General features: G+C 53.4%; 13 protein-coding genes. 5 read left to right on the top strand and 8 right to left on the bottom strand.

Annotated features, from left to right (window positions below; all coding sequences use genetic code 11):
- The first annotated feature begins 136 nt into the window (after positions 1–136).
- Genes ACQ9LF_RS07470 through ACQ9LF_RS07460 form a run of 3 tightly spaced genes read left to right on the top strand, consistent with a single transcriptional unit; the run spans position 137 to position 3,569 of the window.
- Positions 137–652 (top strand): adenine phosphoribosyltransferase, encoded by a 516-nt coding sequence (locus ACQ9LF_RS07470; protein WP_462488761.1) that lies wholly within the window; start codon positions 137–139, stop codon positions 650–652.
- Between the two features lie 14 nt (positions 653–666).
- Positions 667–1,794, top strand: coding sequence for a 3-dehydroquinate synthase (gene aroB / locus ACQ9LF_RS07465; RefSeq protein WP_462488760.1), 1,128 nt, complete (start codon positions 667–669; stop codon positions 1,792–1,794).
- Between the two features lie 23 nt (positions 1,795–1,817).
- Positions 1,818–3,569, top strand: coding sequence for a proline--tRNA ligase (locus ACQ9LF_RS07460; protein WP_462488759.1), 1,752 nt, complete (start codon positions 1,818–1,820; stop codon positions 3,567–3,569).
- A 165-nt stretch (positions 3,570–3,734) separates the two neighbouring features.
- Here ACQ9LF_RS07460 and ACQ9LF_RS07455 read toward each other — a convergent pair whose 3' ends face one another.
- Together ACQ9LF_RS07455 and ACQ9LF_RS07450 are read right to left on the bottom strand one after the other, a co-directional pair.
- Entirely contained in the window at positions 3,735–4,433 is a 699-nt protein-coding gene (locus ACQ9LF_RS07455; RefSeq protein WP_462488758.1) for a 3-keto-disaccharide hydrolase, read from the bottom strand.
- A gap of 155 nt (positions 4,434–4,588) precedes the next feature.
- Positions 4,589–6,043: a Gfo/Idh/MocA family protein gene (locus tag ACQ9LF_RS07450; RefSeq protein ID WP_462488757.1), complete on the bottom strand. Its 1,455-nt coding sequence runs from the start codon at positions 6,041–6,043 to the stop codon at positions 4,589–4,591.
- A gap of 223 nt (positions 6,044–6,266) precedes the next feature.
- Between ACQ9LF_RS07450 and ACQ9LF_RS07445 the strand changes: the two genes are divergently transcribed.
- Both ACQ9LF_RS07445 and ACQ9LF_RS07440 read left to right on the top strand, forming a co-directional pair.
- A complete protein-coding gene (locus ACQ9LF_RS07445) occupies positions 6,267–7,130 on the top strand; it encodes a sugar phosphate isomerase/epimerase family protein (protein WP_462488756.1) in 864 nt (287 codons plus the stop codon).
- Between the two features lie 66 nt (positions 7,131–7,196).
- Positions 7,197–9,401, top strand: a complete 2,205-nt coding sequence (locus ACQ9LF_RS07440) for a putative oxidoreductase C-terminal domain-containing protein (RefSeq protein WP_462488755.1) — start codon at positions 7,197–7,199, stop codon at positions 9,399–9,401.
- Between the two features lie 36 nt (positions 9,402–9,437).
- Here ACQ9LF_RS07440 and ACQ9LF_RS07435 read toward each other — a convergent pair whose 3' ends face one another.
- The 6 genes from ACQ9LF_RS07435 to ACQ9LF_RS07410 all read right to left on the bottom strand — a co-directional run bounded on the left by ACQ9LF_RS07435 (position 9,438) and on the right by ACQ9LF_RS07410 (position 17,360).
- Positions 9,438–10,382 (bottom strand): glycoside hydrolase family 43 protein, encoded by a 945-nt coding sequence (locus tag ACQ9LF_RS07435; protein ID WP_462488754.1) that lies wholly within the window; start codon positions 10,380–10,382, stop codon positions 9,438–9,440.
- Positions 10,383–10,586: 204 nt separating this feature from the next.
- Positions 10,587–11,360: an ATP-binding protein gene (locus ACQ9LF_RS07430; RefSeq protein WP_462488753.1), complete on the bottom strand. Its 774-nt coding sequence runs from the start codon at positions 11,358–11,360 to the stop codon at positions 10,587–10,589.
- Between the two features lie 83 nt (positions 11,361–11,443).
- Positions 11,444–13,084 carry a hydroxylamine reductase gene (gene hcp / locus ACQ9LF_RS07425; RefSeq protein WP_462488752.1) on the bottom strand — a complete coding sequence of 547 codons (1,641 nt, stop codon included), beginning with the start codon at positions 13,082–13,084 and terminating at the stop codon, positions 11,444–11,446.
- Positions 13,085–13,135: 51 nt separating this feature from the next.
- Positions 13,136–13,480 (bottom strand): cupin domain-containing protein, encoded by a 345-nt coding sequence (locus ACQ9LF_RS07420; protein WP_462488751.1) that lies wholly within the window; start codon positions 13,478–13,480, stop codon positions 13,136–13,138.
- 8 nt (positions 13,481–13,488) lie between these two features.
- A complete protein-coding gene (locus ACQ9LF_RS07415; protein ID WP_462488750.1) occupies positions 13,489–13,926 on the bottom strand; it encodes an RrF2 family transcriptional regulator in 438 nt (145 codons plus the stop codon).
- A gap of 299 nt (positions 13,927–14,225) precedes the next feature.
- Positions 14,226–17,360, bottom strand: coding sequence for a GLUG motif-containing protein (locus ACQ9LF_RS07410; RefSeq protein ID WP_462488749.1), 3,135 nt, complete (start codon positions 17,358–17,360; stop codon positions 14,226–14,228).
- Between the last annotated feature and the right edge of the window lie 387 nt (positions 17,361–17,747).

The raw sequence follows: 17,747 nt of genomic DNA, 5'->3' as shown, positions 1-17,747 counted from the left end.
TCCCTTTAATAAACGATGTGGGTTGTTTATAATTTTCGGGCGAATGGTCTATGGCCGCAGTCCCATGGTCTTGAGATTGAAGGGCCAATGAATATGGCGGCGGTTTCATTCAAAACCAGAATTAGTGGAGGTTTATATGCTGGATTTGCGGGAATTTATACGGGATATCCCGGATTTTCCCAAGCCGGGGATTTTGTTCCGGGACATTACCCCCCTGCTGGCCAATGCCCGGGCGCTGGGTCAGGCGATTCGCCAACTGGCTGAGCCGTATTACGGGCAGGAGATTGACGCGGTGGTTGCGGTGGAGGCCCGTGGGTTTATCTTTGGGGCGGCCGTGGCCCGGGAGATTGGCTGCGGGTTTGTGCCCATCCGCAAGAAAGGCAAGCTGCCGTTTCAGACGTCGGCGATTACGTATGGGCTGGAATACGGCAGCGACACCATCGAGATGCATACTGATGCGTTGACGGCAGGCAGCAAGGTGCTGATGATTGACGACCTGCTGGCCACCGGCGGAACGATGAAGGCCTCGTGTGAGCTGGTGGAAAAGTCAGGGGCAAAGATTATGGGCCTGACGTTTTTGATTGAGCTGACGGGATTGGGCGGACGCGACAAGCTGAGCCAGTACCCGATCCAGAGTGTGATCCAATATTAAATCTGAAATTCGGAATGAATGAAATCCAAGTCAAAGTACCTGCAACGCCGGAGAGCGGTTATCCGATAGTCATCGGAACGGGGATATTGTCCGGGCTGCTGGAGCGGATCGAGCGGCAGTTTCCAAAGCAGGCCCTGTTTATCGTCACCGATGAGAGCTTAGTCCGGGCAGGACATGTGGAAACGATGACCGGCGGGCGGGAGATACCAAGCTATGTCATCCGGCCGGCGGGGGAAGCTTCCAAGCATTTAGGGACGCTGACGGCAATCCTCGAGGCAATGGAGGCCCACCGGCTCGGACGGGACACGGTCGTTATAGGTCTGGGCGGCGGGACAGTCGGAGACATCGCGGGCTTTGCGGCGGCGGTGTTCAAACGCGGGGTGCCGGTGGTGCATATTCCGACAACGACGGTGGCCCAGGCAGATTCGAGTATCGGGGGCAAGACCGGTGTGGACAGCACCCTGAGCAAGAATGCCTACGGGTGCTTCTGGCATCCGGCGGCGGTGTTTATCGATACGGCGACTCTGGCGACGCTGGATGAGCGGCAGTATCGGGCGGGACTGGCCGAGTCGGTCAAGCATGCCGCGATTGCCAATGTGGACTATTTTGCATTTCTGGAAAACCATATTGATGCGATTCTGCGGCGGGACGCAGAGGTACTGGGGACGGTGGCGGGATATAATTGCCTGATTAAGGCGGCGGTGGCCGAGGAAGACCCGACCGAGAAAAACAAGCGACGGATTTTGAATTACGGGCATACCATCGGCCATGCGATTGAGTCGGCCAGTCAATATCAATTACTGCATGGGGAGTGCGTGGCGATAGGGATGATGGCCGCCGGGATGCTTGAGCGGGCGATGGGATTGGCCGATGATGGGCGGATGGAACGGATTGAGAGGGTGTTGAACCAATTGGGATTGCCAACAACCATTCGCCGCGCGGGCACTGAAACATCAGCAGGCCAGATGAGTGCTGAGTCTTTGCTGAACCTGCTGAGGATGGATAAAAAAGCGGTAGCACAATGGCCACGGTTTGTGCTGCTGGAGAAGCTGGGACAGGTCTATTGCAAAGACGGCCAGTGGGCGGTGGAGGTGGAGCCGGAGACAGTCAAACACGTTATCGAAATGATTCTTACAAAATAGACATTGGAAATTAAAGGGTTTGTATGCGTTATAGTCAGACATTGTTGCCGACCGTCAAAGAAGTGCCCGCAGATGCGGAGATTATCAGCCATCAGCTTATGATTCGCGCTGGAATCATGCGGAAATTAGCCAGCGGAACGTATATCTATCTGCCAGCCGGACATCGGATGATTTTAAAGATTACCCAGATTATCCGCGAAGAAATGAACCGTACGGGTGCCCAGGAAATCCTGATGCCGGTGATTCAGCCAATGGAACTGTGGCAGCGGACCGGACGGGATATCGACTACGGCGAGACGCTGGGCAAATTCACCGACCGTCATGGCCGCGGCAATGTGCTGTCGCCGACGGCGGAGGAAGGGTTTACCTATCTGGCGTCGTGCGAGCTGAAATCGTATAAACAGCTTCCGATGAACCTCTACCAGATCAATACCAAGTACCGCGATGAATTTCGTCCGCGGTTTGGAGCCCTGCGGTCACGCGAGTTTATCATGAAGGATGCGTACAGCTTCCACGCCACCGAGGAGAGCCTGCATAAGACGTATATGGACATGTATAATGCATACTGCCGGGTGTTCGCACGGTGTGGGCTGGAGTATGTGATTGTGCAGGCCGAAACCGGCGAGATGGGCGGTACAGGGTCCCATCAGTTCACCATCCCCTGCGACAACGGCGAGGACGTGATTGTGTATACCGCCGACAACAACCTGGCGTGGAACATCGAAAAGGCCCCGGTAGATCCGGCAGCCAAGCAGCCGGCCCGAGACGTCGGGCCAATGAGCGAAGTCCATACGCCGCACGTCGGCAGTATTGAGGCGGTGTCGGCATTTTTGAAAGTCAAACCCAGCGACCTGATCAAGACACTGATATACAAGACCTCCGGCGGCAAAGTGGCGATGGTACTGGTCCGCGGCGACCACGAAGTCAATATGGAGAAATTCAACAAGTTCTTCCTCGGGGAGCATGTAGAACTGGCGGACGAGGCAACGATTGTCAAGCTGACCGGGGCGGCAGTGGGATTTGCGGGGCCTGTGGGCATTTGCGACAAAGCCGATAAAGTCATCATCGACCATGCGGTGGCAGCGATGGCCGTCGGAGTAACCGGGGCAAACAAGACTGATTATCATATGATCAATGTTGTGCCCGGACGGGATTTCCCGCTGGCCGGGGACCATATTGTAGTAACCGATGTGCGGAATGCCGTCGAGGGCGATACATACGAGGGCAAGAAGCTGCTGTTCAAACGGGGGATTGAGGTTGGGCAGGTGTTCAAGCTCGGAACCAAATACAGCGTCAAGCTCGATGCAAAGTTCTCGGATGTGGACGGGATGGAAAAGCCGGCGCTGATGGGCTGTTACGGCATCGGCGTCAACCGGATTATCGCCTCGGCGATTGAGACCGGCCACGATGAGGACGGGATGATTCTGCCGATTACGATTGCTCCGTGGGAGGTGATTATTACTCCGGCGGCAGTCAGTGAGGAGGTCATGGCCGCAGCACAGAAGATTTATGATGCATTGACGGCACGGGGTATCGAAGTGCTGCTGGATGACCGGGACCTGCGGGCAGGCGTGAAGTTCAAGGATGCCGACCTGCTGGGTATTCCGGTGCGGGTTACCATTGGGCCCAAGACGCTGGCTGAGGGCAAGGTCGAACTGAAACTCCGGCGTGAAAAAGACAAGCAGCTTATCGACCTGGCCGGGGCGGTGGAACATACGGCGAAACTGGTACAACAACTTAAGGATGAGATTAACAGTAAAGTCCAGAGTGCGTAGTTCGGGGTTTGTCGATTAAAGGGCAGGCACGGGGGCCTGCCCCTACGATTGGCATAAACAGGGTAAAAGAAAAGGGCGGACACGCAGGTCCGCCCCTACAAAGGCGAATTGAAAAGGGCGACCGACTGGTCGCCCCTATGATCGATAGTGGGTTAGGCACGCCTGTTAGAGGGTGCGGATTTTGATGTTGCGGAAATAGACCAGGTTGCCGTGATCCTGCAGGAGGATGCGGCCTTTGTCGGCCAGGCCGAAATTGGGAATATCCTTGTATTTGCTCTGGGCGACGATTTGGCGGAAGGCGGGGTCATCGCGGGTGTATTCGACGACTTTCTTGCCGTTGAGCCAGTGCTGGACGGTTTTGCCTTTGGAGACAATGCGGACGGTGTTCCATTCACCGATGGGCTTGACGACTTTATCCGGGGCGGGGGCGATCAGGTCATACAGTGCCGCGAACGTGCGGTTGCCGTTTTTGCCGGCTTTGGCGTCGGGGTGGTTGGCATCATCCAGAAGCTGATATTCAAGCCCCAGCCCGGCACTGCCTTTGGAGAGGCTTTCGACGACAAAATATTTGATGCCGGTGTTGGCCCCCTTCGTCAGGCGGATTTCGAGCTGTAGTTCGAAGTCACTGTATTCATTGACGGTCACGATGTCGCCGCCGGAACCCCTGGCGGGATCAAAGATGAGTAAACCATCCTGCACATACCAGCCTTTGGCTGGAAATTTGTCGCTGTTGTGGCCGCGCCAGGCGGAGACGTCAGTGCCGTCAAACAGAACGGTCCATTTTTTGTCATCTGCGGCGCCTGAATTACACGAAGTGATCACCAGACACAGGAAACCGACCAAAATCCCGAACATTGTTCTCATATCAACCTCTTTCTCAGAAAAAACGACATATCAACCCGCACTTTACGTGCCGCATGCCCGACTGCGCTGGCATAACAGGTTATTCATATTAACACGATCATTGCGCATCAACGGCCGGTGGTGCTGGATCGTACGACCGGCCTGCGTTTGTTCATTTACACCACATTCGGAACGACATAGGGCTTGCGATAATTACGTGTCAGTAACTTGTCAGCCTCAGCATCGTCGATGATGCGTTCTTTTTTGCCATCGAAATAGATGGTCCGTCCGACACGATAGGAGATATTGGCCAGGGCCGGGAGGGCACTGGACATATAGCCTTGTTCGATGTCGGCATTCAGGTCAGAGACCTTGCCGGAACGCAGAGCCGCCACAAAATTGCCCATGTGTCCGCCGCCACCGGCACCGGCCGCATTCATCGGGTCTGCTGCGGCATCTTCTTCCTGTGCCTCCGAGGTCGGGCCGGGTTCGTTTTTGCGGCCAAAGAAAGTGGCCCATTTCGTACCGTTAATCCACATCCACCCCTTGGAACCGTAGAAGAAATTGCCAACCCCAATCCCCATTTCCTCATTGGCATACAGGCCGCGGACTTCGAAAACCAGCAAAACCTTATCCGCATATTCAAAGCTGGCTGTCTGGGTATGGGGGGTGTTCTGGTCACTCTTGATAGGCATCAGGGTACCAAACGAGCTGATGCGCACAGGGTGTTCCTGCTTGTTGAGTCCCCAGCGGGCAATGTCAAACTGGTGCGGCCCCTGATTGGCAATGTCGCCACCGCCGTAGAGATAATTCCAGTGCCAATTGTAATGGAATCGGTTGTAATTAAACGGCAGAAGCGGCGCCGGGCCAGTCCATTTGTCATAATCGACATTGGCCATATATTCGGCAGTGTAGTTTTCGCCTTTGCTGTTGAAGGCGTAATAGGTGTAGTCAGGTCCGGTACCAATGCCGTCTTTGCAGGTACCGATGGGGTCCCGGGGTTTGTAGCACAAGCCACGGGCCATATAAATGTCGCCTATACCGCCGTCATGGAGGAAAGCCATCGCCTTGCGGACGCTTCGCATTGAGCGATTCTGAAAGCCGACCTGGACAATACGATTGTATTTGCGGGCCGCTTCAACCATCTTGCGGCCTTCGAAAACATTGTGACAAGCGGGCTTTTCGACATAAACATGCTTGCCGGCCTGACAAGCCCAGATCGTCGCCAGAGCATGCCAGTGATTGGGCGTGGCAATCAGGACAGCATCAATTTGCGGATCTTCAAACATCTTGCGCATGTCCTTATAGGTATCGGGTTTATAGCCTTTTTTCCTGTCTATTTCGGCGGCCCGCTTCTCGAGAATATTGCCGTCGACATCACAGATGGCCTTGAGGTGGATACCCGGCAGGTCCATGCAGTCATTGGTGATGGCCCAGCCGCGGCTGCGGGCGCCGATAACAGCGATATTGATACGGTCATTGGCCCCCAGGGGCTTGAGCGTAGGGAGGACTCCGGTCTTTTGGGGGGCAGCACACGAGGCTAATGCTGCGGCTGTCAGAACACCGGCGGACACTTTGCAGCTGTCGGCGAGAAATTGTCGGCGGGACAACGAATGATCCAATTGACTCATTGCTAACTCCTTATTAAATAACAAGTAAAGTATAGCCTGCCCAGGACGGTACACGGGCCGTTCCGGCATCTGAATAAGAGCTTATTGTGGCCCATAGGCGGGGTTTGTCAAGGAAAAACACCGAATTTTCTCAAGACGTGTGAAATTTCCTTGACAAACCAGGAGAACTGTCTTTTGATGAACGGCATCCTAAAAGAAAAATCAGATTTTGGAGGTTACCCAAATGCGATCATTCACATCCCGGCGTGATGTCTTAAAGCTGGCCGGTCTGGGGACTATTGCGGTTGCAAGCGGCCAGAGTCGTGCCCAAACCAATCCAGATCTGGCCGGTACCGCGAAAATCCGCCAGCCCGCCTATAAAATCGGGTTGGCATCCTATACCACACGCAAACTGGACCTGGACCAGACCATTGCCATCGCAAAACAACTGAAGCTGGAGTGCATTTCCATCAAGCAGGATTTTCATCTGCCGATGAATAAAACCCCCGAAGAACAAAAGGCTCTGGCTCAAAAGGTGCGGGATTCGGGGCTGGATTTTTACGCGTGCGGCGTAATTTATATGAAGACCGCCGATGAAGTCAAACGGGCGTTTGAATTTGCCAAGACCGTCGGTATTCGTGTTATTGTCGGCGTGCCCAATCATGAATTGCTGGATTTAACCGAAGCCTGCTGCAAGGAATACGATCTGGTGGTAGCGATTCATAATCATGGTCCCGGCGATAAGCTGTACCCGACGGCGGCGGGAGCCTATGAATTGATCAAAAATCGCGACAAGCGGCTGGGGCTGTGCATCGACCTGGGACATACGATGCGTTCGGGCATCAACCCTGCCGAGGAAATCGCCAAAGTTGCTGACCGGCTGCTGGATTTTCACTTTAAGGATGTCAGTGCCGCCGAGGCCAGGGGCGGTACGGTCGAAATGGGACGTGGGGTGATTGATATTCCCGCGGTGGTTCGGGCACTGGACAAAATCGGCTATGATAAACTTGCCGCGTTTGAGTATGAAAAAGATCAGGATGCTCCGCAGGCCGGGCTGGCTGAGTCGGTCGGGTATCTGCGCGGCGTCATCCGGACATTGCAGGAATAATCGCAAATCGATATAATCTCTGGCGACAAGAAAATTAGTTTGACCCAATTACTGTGGAGAAACCAGATGAAGAAAACAGCGTTTATGATTCTGACAGGATGTGTGGCAATGATATGCAGTTCATGTCAAAAGGCGTCGGCAAACGGAGCATCCTATTCGGTTACCCTGATGACGATGGACCCGGGACATTTTCATGCGGCGCTGGTCCAGAAGTCGATGTATCCGCAGGTCAATCCGAACGTGTATGTGTATGCTCCGGCCGGCGACGACCTCGAGGAGCATCTCAAACGTATCCGTGGTTACAACAGCCGGACAGAATCCCCCACTGCATGGAAACAACACGTTTATAGGGGCGCAGATTATCAGGCCAAGCTGCTGGAAGAAAAGAAAGGCAACGTGGTGGTACTGGCAGGCAATAACAAGCTCAAGACCGAATACATCAAACACTGTGTGGACGCCAGGCTGAATGTGCTGGCCGATAAGCCGATGTGTATCGACAGCAAAGGCTTTGAACTGCTGAAAAAGGCGTTTGAATCGGCCCAAGCCAACCATGTGCTGTTGTACGACATCATGACCGAACGGTATGAAATCACCACCATCCTGCAGAAAGAGCTGGCCCATACGCCGGAGGTCTTCGGGCAGCTTAAACCCGGCACCGAGCAGGATCCTTCCATTGTCAAGGAAAGCGTGCATCATTTCTCAAAGATGGTCTCGGGCAGCCCGCTGAAACGCCCGGCGTGGTTTTTTGACACGACCCAGCAGGGTGAGGGCATTGTCGATGTAACCACCCATCTGGTGGATTTGTCAATGTGGGAGGCCTTCCCCGAACAGGCCATTGATTATACCCGGGATATTCAGATCCTGTCAGCATGGCGATGGCCAACACGGATCAGCAAAGAGCAGTTTGCCAGTGTAACTCAGATGTCGGATTTCCCGGATTATCTGAAACCGCAACTGAATGCGGCGGGTCAACTGGAATGCTTTGCCAACGGTCAAATTAACTATACGCTGCGGGGCATTCATACCAAGGTCGCAGTCACCTGGGCATTTGAAGCCCCGGCCGGCGGCGGAGACACCCATTATTCGATTATGAAAGGTACCAAAGCCAACGTTATTATCCTGCAGGGGGCCGATCAGAAATACAAACCCGAACTGTATGTTGAGCCGGCTGAAGGCATCACGCCTGAACAGCTTCACAGCGCCCTGTTCAACACCATCATCAAGCTGCAGTCGAAATATCCGGGCATTATGGCCATCCGTGACAACAACCGCTTCAAAATCGCCATCCCTGAATCCTACCGGGTCGGCCACGAAGCGCATTTCGCTCAGGTCACGGAAAAATATCTTAAATACCTGGGCGAGGGCAAGCTGCCCGATTGGGAAACGCCTAATATGATTGCCAAGTATTACACAACCACCACTGCCTTGAGCATGGCTAAAACGGGCACTCCGCAGGACAGCAAGCCCGCAGCGGCAGACGTTAAATCGGGGATTCGCTTTGGCATTTGTACAGGCTCGGGCAACAGCACACTGCTCAAAGAGAACGGCTATGATTACCTTGAAGAAGGGGTTCAGTCCCTGCTGGCTCCCAAGGTTACCGATGAGCAATTTGCCCGGAAGGTGGCTCAGGCCAGAGACGCAGGCATTCCGATTTATGCCTGCAATGGTTTTATTCCGGCGGAGATGCCAGTGACAGGACCGGAGGCTCAACACGATGCGATTGTGAACTATTCCGAAACGGTTTTCCGCCGGGCTCAGGAAGCCGGCGTCAAGCGGATTGTCTTCGGCAGCGGCAAGGCCCGCCAGATTCCCGACGGGTTTGACCGTCAGCAGGCTCGCGGACAATTTGTGGACCTGCTTAAACGGCTGGGGCCCATTGCGGCCAGGTATGATGTGGTTGTCGTCATCGAACCGCTCCGGTCGGGGGAATGCAATTTTGTCAATACCGTAGCCGAGGCAACGGCGATTGCCAGGGAGGTAAACCATCCCAATATCAAGGTGCTGGCAGATTTTTATCACATGGCCCAGGAAAATGAAGGGCCGGAAGCAATCGTGGCTGCCGGAGCCATGCTGCAGCATTGTCATATTGCCGAAAAGGAAAAACGCACGGCGCCGGGAATCGCCGGGGACGATTTCACGCCGTATTTTAAGGCCCTGCGGCAAATCCACTATGCCGGCGGAGTCTCCATCGAGGGCGGCTGGGGAGAAGGGCTTCAACAGAATCTGGCCAAAGCGTTGGCCATCATGAAAACCCAGGTGATACCGCAGTAACCCTTTTTGCTGTAACGCCCGGGCTGTTACTTACGACTATTTCTGCTGATCGTTCTTTTCATCTGATGTGCATTTGGGTGCCGGCTGGGGGGTACCTCGGGTGGCCTGTCCATGCAGCACATCATTGGGGTCAAACCACATCGGGTCAATACAGATAAACCGGTCCCATGCGATATCCGGGCCTTTTTTCTGATGATAGACATGCCAGAGATTGCCCTGGGCATCTTTGGTAACGGTTCCATGTCCCGGCCCATAAACGTTTTCACTGCCATCGATGATGGGATTGCCGGGATATTTGGTAAACGGCCCCATGGGATTATCTGCGGTGGCATAGCCGACGCCATAAAACCGGGAATCCGCCCCGCTGCCGGAATACAACAGGTAATAGGTCTTTTTGTGCTTAATCATCCAGGGGCCTTCGTTGACCCTGCCGGAACGCCATTCCCAGGGCTGGCTGGGAACCATCAGGAGCTTCTTTTCGCCTTTGGGCTTGAGCGGCGATTCCATCGGCTGCACAAACAGCTGACCAACATCGGTGCAGTACAGGTAGTACTCGCCGTCGTCATCCTGAAACAGGTGAGCATCGATTACGCCGGGCAGAATGATGCCGCGGTCTTCAAACTTGCCGTCGGGCTTGTCCGCTACCGCTACACCAATGCGAAACGCCGCGGTATAATACATGTAAAATTTCTTGTCGGCTTTGTTATAAAACACATCGGGCGCCCAGACATTTTTCCCGCCAGGACGAAAGACCTCCGGGCCTTTGGTCCAGTGTACCAGGTCCGTCGAGGTATACACATGATAGCTGACATTGTTGCCCGTCGGGTACATATAGTACACCCCTTCGTACCATATCACCGTCGGGTCGGCCAGCCCCATTTCGGAAATCACAGGGTTGGTATAAGTTGCCTCCTCCGCCCTGCTCCAGCCGGACAGCATCAAAGCTCCCAATATCCATACCAAAAGCAATGTGTTCTGCATAATCCCACCTTGTTATCACAAATTATTGTCCGTTTTTGTAAAAAATCCACGCTCCTTTATTTATGACGCCGTCAGTCAGGATTTCTTGACATTATTTTACAGAAAAATCTGAGCAGAACACAAAAAACGTCCTGCCTTCGTAGACAGGACGTTTTGAAACCATGATTCAAATGAAGTCTATTCCCGTATAAAAGCCGTTAATACTTATCTGCACTGAATTTTTTCCCGCCGGAGAATCTCGCCCTGCAGGCTGATGGTAATATCTTCATACTCCATTGGGACCCCTGCCAGGGCAATCGCCGCCTGAGCAATCCGCCCCACTCCTGAACAGCACGGGACCTCCATGTGCACCACTGTCAGGCTGCGGAGGTGGTTATGGCGGATAAGCTGGGCCAGTTTGTCCACGTAGGCCCCGCAGTCATCCAGTTTCGGACAGAAAATGGCAATACTATGGTCTTTGAGCAGGGTCTGGTGAAAATCGCCCATCGCAAACGGTACACAGTCGGCCGCAAGCAGCAAATCCGACTCCATAAAATAGGGCGCCATCGGCGAAACCAGCTTTAACTGCACCGGCCACTGGGCAAGCTGCGACTCGGCCGGAGCCGAAGCGGTCCCGGCTACGGGCTTGGTTTCGGACACCTTCTTTTCGAAACTCTGCATCCGCATTCCCGGACAGACAAATTCACCCTTGGCAGCCTTGGGGGCCGACGGTGCGGCGGGTTTGACTTTGGTTTTTATCTGCTCCAGATAAGCGTGGGTTGCCTTTTCATCAAATTCGGCCGCTTCACGCTGTTCAATCGTGATCGCATTCTGCGGGCAATGTCCCAGACACGCTCCCAATCCGTCGCAATAGACTTCACTGACCAGTTTGGCCTTGCCGTTGACCATCTGGATGGCACCTTCGGCACAGGCATTGACGCACAGGCCGCAGCCGTTGCACTTATTTTCGTCGATTTTAACGATGTTTCGTATTGCCATGGTTCACTCATTAATCCATATCATAATCCGGAGTCGGAAATGACAGAATCTGACTCCCGACTCCGGATAGAATCTGATTACAATTATCCTGCTTTGTTCAGAATTGACTTGAGATCCTGTTCGACTGTGGTCGTCGGGGCAATGTTGAATTTCTCGACCAGCACATTGAGCACGTTGGGCCCGATGAACGCCGGCAGCGACGGCCCGACCTTGATATTCTGGATGCCCAGGTACAGCAGGGTCAGCAGAATACACACGGCCTTTTGTTCGTACCAGCTGAGCACCAGCGACAGCGGCAGGTCATTGACGCTGCAGTTGAATGCCTTGGCCAAAGCCACGGCAATCTGGATTGCCGAATACGCATCATTACACTGACCTATATCCAGCAGACGCGGAATGCCGCCGATATCACCAAACGGCAGCTTATTGAAGCGATACTTGCCGCAGGCCAGCGTCAGAATCACACAGTCATTGGGCACCGCCTGTGCAAAGTCGGTATAGTAATTCCGTCCGGGCTTGGCTCCGTCGCAGCCGCCAATCAGGAAGAAATGTCTGATCTTGCCGGCCTTGACTGCATCAATCACCGCCCCGGCCACACTCATCACGGTGTTATGACCGAAACCAATAGTAATTGTCTTTTCCGGCTCATCGGCAACAAAGCCTTTTTCCGCCAGAGCGGCCTGGATAACCGGTTCGAAATTCTTATCACCGACATGCGTTACACCCGGCCATGCCACCAGGCCAGTCGTGAAAATCCGGTGCTTGTAGCTGTCTTTGGGCCGCTGGATACAGTTGGTCGTCATCAGAATCGCACCGGGGAATGCATCAAATTCCTTGTGCTGATCCTGCCAGGCACCACCGTAGTTGCCGACTAAATGCTTGTATTTTTTCAGTCCCGGATAGGCACAGCACGGCAGCATTTCACCATGGGTGTACACATTGATGCCGCGGCCTTCAGTCTGCTTGAGCAGTAGTTCCAGGTCCTTCAGGTCGTGTCCGGATACCAGAATTGCCTTGCCCTTGACCGGAGTCACTCGTACCGTCGTCGGCTCGGGGTGTCCGTAGGTCCCGGTATTGGCGGCATCCAGCAGTTCCATCACCTTGAGATTGACTTGGCCAACCTTCATCGCCATTCCGACCAGTTCATTGACGTCAGTCGCCCTGGGACCGGTCAGGAAATCCAGCGTCTCATGAAAGAATGCATAGACACCATCATCTTCTTTACCCAGAACCTTTGCATGGTCCGCATACGCCGCGGTACCCTTGAGTCCATAGGTAATCAATTCCTGTAATCCCGCCACATCCGCACCCAGCGTATCGAGTTTTTTGGCAATACTGAGCGCCTGAGCCTGAGCCTGCATTTCGGCCCGCGTCTTGGGGGCCTTCCATTGGGCTGCATCGGTCGGCTTATCCGACCCGCCTTTTTTGGCATATTCGGCCTGCAGGCGATCCTTAATCTGTCCGGCCGTGCCGATCAATGCCTCCAGACGGACGGGGTCGAAGTTCACATTGGTCACTGTGCTGAACAGCGCCTCGACCACAAATAAGTCCGCTTGTTTATCCACCACCCCCATGGCCCGCAGACGATGGGCATAAAACGCAATGCCTTTGGATGCATAAACCAGCAAGTCCTGCAGGTCTGCTGTTTCCGGGTCTTTGCCGCAAACACCCATCTTCGTGCATCCCTTGCCCATCGCCGTCTGTTCACATTGATAACAAAACATGTGTGTTCTCCTTTCGATAAAGGTCGTTATTTTTCGTATCGTCGTGGTTTATTAAGCCCGAATCATAATCAGCAGCATCTTGAATCGCTCCGACGCATACACCGAATGCGGGATATGGGCCGGCATAATCAGGACCTCGCCGGCCTTGACTTGATTCTCTTTGCCGCCGATGGTAAACACACCCTTGCCGTCAACGACCTGTACCGTCGCATGATACGGGGCCGTATGCTCACTGAGCGATTGGCCCTGGTCAAAGGCAAACAGGGTAATCGTCCCAACGGGCTTATCCAGCAGCGTCTTGCTCACTACCGAGTCGGCTGCATACTCAATCAGTCCGGCAAGCGGTTGGGCTTGCCCCAGCACACTGTCCAGCACAAAATTGCGTTCTTTACTCATGATTATGATTATTCTCCCATCGATTGCATCTGAGCGGCTTTGGCTCCGGCCACATCTGCCAGGGTTGTGGTTGTCAGATGATGTTCAATTTCGTTTTGCAGGCCAACCAGTTTTGGATGCAGCGGGCAGTGCCCCTTCATCGGGCACGAATATGGCCCCAGCAGACATCGATTGACACTAATAGGCCCCTGAATGGTTTCAATCAGATCCCGAAAGCTGATTTCTTTGGGGTCGCGAGCTAATTTAAAACCGCCTTTGGACCCGAGGGTGCTTTTGACAATCCCGGCCAGCTGAAACTTTTGAAGCAATTTACATGTAAGCGGATAGGGTACATTATTCTTCTTTGAAAGAACTGTGGCTGATAATGCTGACTGACTATTATATTCCATAGCCAGGTTCGCTGCCAGCCTTAATGCATAATCTGTATTTCGCCGTATCAAGTCCACTTTTATTCTCCAGGCACTACTAATATATGACTAATTTAGTCCTACTTGTTCGCAAAGTCAATCTTATTTTTGCAAAAATTTCAAATTTTTGATCTTAAGACACGATTTCCTGTTACCAGATATTATTTGTCTCGCTTTTCTATGAAAAGCATTGATTCGAACGCTAAGCTCTTAAATACTGGTTGGTACCCCTGCTCGCTGCAGACAAACATAACCCCTGACCACAAAAAAACTCCGCGGGTCGAACCAGGTCGGCCCGCGGAGAGGATTAAGCCTTTCTATCGAACAGGATTCAGAGCTTATCGCTTCTTAAGCCAGTTCGTCTGCAGGATTGAAAAATCTACCATGTCCACAATGCCGTTGTAATCAATATCCGCAGGATTAACCTCTGTCAACGGCTTCAAATATGGGTAGGTCTGTCCATTGCCGATCCCCCAGGTCGTAATAAAATCCCAGTTGGCCGCAGTAAAGGTTGACAGCGCCATCATGGCCTCAGTATTGAGGCCCTTGATACCCGTTGCAGTCCCTTCCCCCACTGCATTGCTGCGGCCGCAGGTCTGGATATTCCAGAAGCAGCCGGCAAATGAACCAGCCTGATTCGTGCCGGCGATTCCTCCGACACCGCTGATACCGCTGATGGCACCGACAGCATAGCAATCCTTCATTACCCCTTCATGACCACCCATCAGACCACCAACATAGTCGGTCCCGCTAACCGCATCGGTACCATAGCAGGCGGTGATTGTTCCGCCTTTATTATACCCAACCAGACCGCCAACATAAGTCTCGCCATGAACCGAGCCGGTCACAAAACACCCCGTGATCGAGCCGCCCCAAGAGAACCCCGCCAGCCCGCCGATATACTGCCCCTTGCTGGATAGAGTAATATTTTTCAGCCCCAGATTCCGAATCGAGGCGTTTCGGAGACATCCAAACACACCAACATAATTCACCGCAGCAGTGGTGGTAAAGGACAGATTATAAATGGTATGGCCGTCACCGTCAAAGCTGCCAGTGAATTCATTGTCTGCGGTACCAATAAGGCGATATTGCGTGCCCGTATAAATCGACATATCAATATCCGCCATCAGTTTGAAATGCTTGCCCCAGTCCGCAGAATTGGCCCCAATGGCATTCATCTGTTCGGGGGTATAGATCAGATATGGATCCTGCGTTGTGCCGCTGCCTCCACCATAACCGCTGTTATCCTCATTATACGGCTGCCAGAACAGGCGAGGATAATCATTGCTCACCATCCGCCAGTCTGCCGCATCGCCATCGGTATCGGTGAAATCCCATCCCGCTGCGACATAATTTGCAATCTTCATCATCTCCGCTGTGGTCAAACCGGTTACATTGCCCTGGGAGCCATCACCTGTGCCACTGGACTGCCTGCTGGTTGTAACATCCCAAAAACACGCCGCAATGGAACCGGACTCATTGGCCCCGACCAATCCGCCAGCCTGTGCCGCACCGGTGACCTGTCCTGTCGCATAACAGCCCGACACGGTTCCATCATTACCGCCAATTAAACCACCAACACGGGTATAGGCTTCTGCTGTCCCGCACGTCAGACCGCAGGCATAACAAACCGAAATCAGCCCCTCAAGATTGTATCCCACCAGGCCACCGACATTACGGTATCCCGTAACAGCCCCCGCAGCAAAGCTGGAGGCGATGGAGCCTTCAAGCATCCCGCCGGCCAGACCGCCAACACATCGTGCTCCGGTAACCGCTCCAAGTGCAAAGCAGGTCGAAATCGTCCCGGATTTGTTGTACCCGGCCAGGCCGCCAATATAATCCGTTCCCTTGACCAACACATCCGCTCGGCCCAGAGTCAACTGGCCTGAGTGTTGTCCGACAACCCCGCCGACATAATAATAGCCGCTGACTGAACCACTGATCTGACAATTATAGAGCGTACCGGCATTTTGCCCAACCAGCCCGCCGACATACTGTCCGCTGGAAGAAATCTGAACATTATCCAGGCTGATGTTTTTGACAGCACCGTTTTTGATATATCCGAACAATCCCACGTTATCGACAAGTCCCGATGTGATATACGTCAGATTGCGGATGACATAACCATTGCCGTCAAAACCGCCGCTAAACGGTGTTACGGGATTACCAATAATACGATATTGTGTACCGGTATAAATGGACATATCAATGTCTGCCATGAGCTTGAAAAATCTGCCCCAGTCCGCGGGATTGGCTCCGATGCTGTTCATTTGCTCGGCTGTCCAGATTTGATAGGGGTCGCTATCCGTGCCCCGACCGCCGCCATAAGGCTCCCAAATCAGCCGAGGATATGACTTGTTGGGGACCTGCCAGTCTGCCGCATCGCCGTCGGTCGTCGAAAAATCCCAGCCGGCTGAAGCAAATGGCGTAACCGTCTTCATGGCCGCGGTACTCAACCCTGTCGCTCCCGTCAGCGTTCCGCCGCCAATGCCGACACTCCGGCCGCTGGCCTGCATGTCCCAGAAGCTTGCATTGACCTGTCCATACAGATTGGCCCCGACCAGACCGCCCACCTGAGCTGCACCCGTTACAGTGCCTGCCGCAAAACACATTGCGACCGTCCCGTCGTTGGCTCCAATTAATCCGCCCACTCGTGTATAGGAATCAGCCGTTCCCTTGGTCGCCCCCATGGCATAACAATTCGCAATCGATCCGTTAAGATTATATCCTACCAGACCGCCAACATTGCGGTATCCATTCACCGCCCCTGTCGCATAACAGGCACTGATGGTACCGTAATATGCTCCGCCAGCCAGACCACCGACACATCGAATGCCGGTGATTGACCCGGTTGCAGAACCCACCGTAATGGTACCGTATTTGTTATATCCCGCCAGACCGCCTATATAATCCGTCCCCACCGGCGAAACCATGGAATCGCAGTCATGAATTACCCCCGAATTCTGCCCTGCAATGCCGCCAACATAATAATACCCGCTGACTGAACCACTGGCCTGACAGCCCGTTATGGTCCCGCCATTCATTCCGACAATCCCGCCGACATATTGCCCGCCGGTGGACAATTGTACATTGGTCACCACCAGATTCAAAATGGTTCCACCGGAAACATGGCCAAATAGGCCAACATAATCCACATAACCGCCAGTTTTGTAAGTCAGATTACGGAGCGTCCTGCCATTCCCGTCAAAGCTGCCGGTAAATGGCGTCCCGGCATTCCCAATGATCCGATATTGTGTCCCCGTATAAGCCGACATATCTACATCAGCCATCAGTATAAAATGCCTGCTCCAGTCACCAGCATTAGCCCCAATACTATTCATCTGTTCGGCCGTCCAGATTTGATAGGGGTCACTGACCGTCCCGCTGCCTCCTCCATAGGTAGCCGCTCCAGCCAGAGAAGACATTAACATCACAACGCTCATCACTCCTGCCAGAAACAATCGCATAGACATAAAAAACCTCTTAATACTAATGGTGCTGACATTATCCATGCCTTGTCGTCGCATCCAAACGGCAAGACAAACCCTGTTTTAAGCATACTCCCCTGTCTGTTTTGCTGAACTCTGCTGTTGCTGCGTGATTATTCTGCCCCGACACAATCCCCATCCTGTGTTTGCATCCGTAGAATAATCGACCAATACCTGTTCCGCACATCCAAGCGGGTTATCCATCCTGGATCACGGTCATTCTTCGACCCCAGACAGCAATCCTCTTCTTACGAGGCGATGATTCGGTTTGCATATTGCAAAACAAAGCGTCTCATCCTGCCGCCGTGGGTATAGCCTTCCGGCATCAGCGGCAGCCATGCTATCTACAGAGATTTCCCTACCTGACCAGAG

The organism is Anaeroglomus insulsum (assembly GCF_050689095.1).
Lineage (GTDB): Bacteria > Planctomycetota > Phycisphaerae > Sedimentisphaerales > Anaerohalosphaeraceae > Anaeroglomus > Anaeroglomus insulsum.
This window is presented reverse-complemented; position numbering and strand designations above follow the sequence as displayed.

Bases quoted from the DNA above. Each gene is read 5' to 3' on its own strand.
- ACQ9LF_RS07445 (WP_462488756.1), top strand. From the start codon at position 6,267: ATGCGATCATTCACATCCCGGCGTGATGTCTTAAAGCTGGCCGGTCTG.
- ACQ9LF_RS07470 (WP_462488761.1), top strand. From the start codon at position 137: ATGCTGGATTTGCGGGAATTTATACGGGATATCCCGGATTTTCCCAAG.
- ACQ9LF_RS07440 (WP_462488755.1), top strand. From the start codon at position 7,197: ATGAAGAAAACAGCGTTTATGATTCTGACAGGATGTGTGGCAATGATA.
- ACQ9LF_RS07455 (WP_462488758.1), bottom strand. From the start codon at position 4,433: ATGAGAACAATGTTCGGGATTTTGGTCGGTTTCCTGTGTCTGGTGATC.
- hcp (WP_462488752.1), bottom strand. From the start codon at position 13,084: ATGTTTTGTTATCAATGTGAACAGACGGCGATGGGCAAGGGATGCACG.
- ACQ9LF_RS07410 (WP_462488749.1), bottom strand. From the start codon at position 17,360: ATGTCTATGCGATTGTTTCTGGCAGGAGTGATGAGCGTTGTGATGTTA.
- ACQ9LF_RS07435 (WP_462488754.1), bottom strand. From the start codon at position 10,382: ATGCAGAACACATTGCTTTTGGTATGGATATTGGGAGCTTTGATGCTG.
- ACQ9LF_RS07460 (WP_462488759.1), top strand. From the start codon at position 1,818: ATGCGTTATAGTCAGACATTGTTGCCGACCGTCAAAGAAGTGCCCGCA.
- ACQ9LF_RS07430 (WP_462488753.1), bottom strand. From the start codon at position 11,360: ATGGCAATACGAAACATCGTTAAAATCGACGAAAATAAGTGCAACGGC.
- ACQ9LF_RS07420 (WP_462488751.1), bottom strand. From the start codon at position 13,480: ATGAGTAAAGAACGCAATTTTGTGCTGGACAGTGTGCTGGGGCAAGCC.
- ACQ9LF_RS07450 (WP_462488757.1), bottom strand. From the start codon at position 6,043: ATGAGTCAATTGGATCATTCGTTGTCCCGCCGACAATTTCTCGCCGAC.
- aroB (WP_462488760.1), top strand. From the start codon at position 667: ATGAATGAAATCCAAGTCAAAGTACCTGCAACGCCGGAGAGCGGTTAT.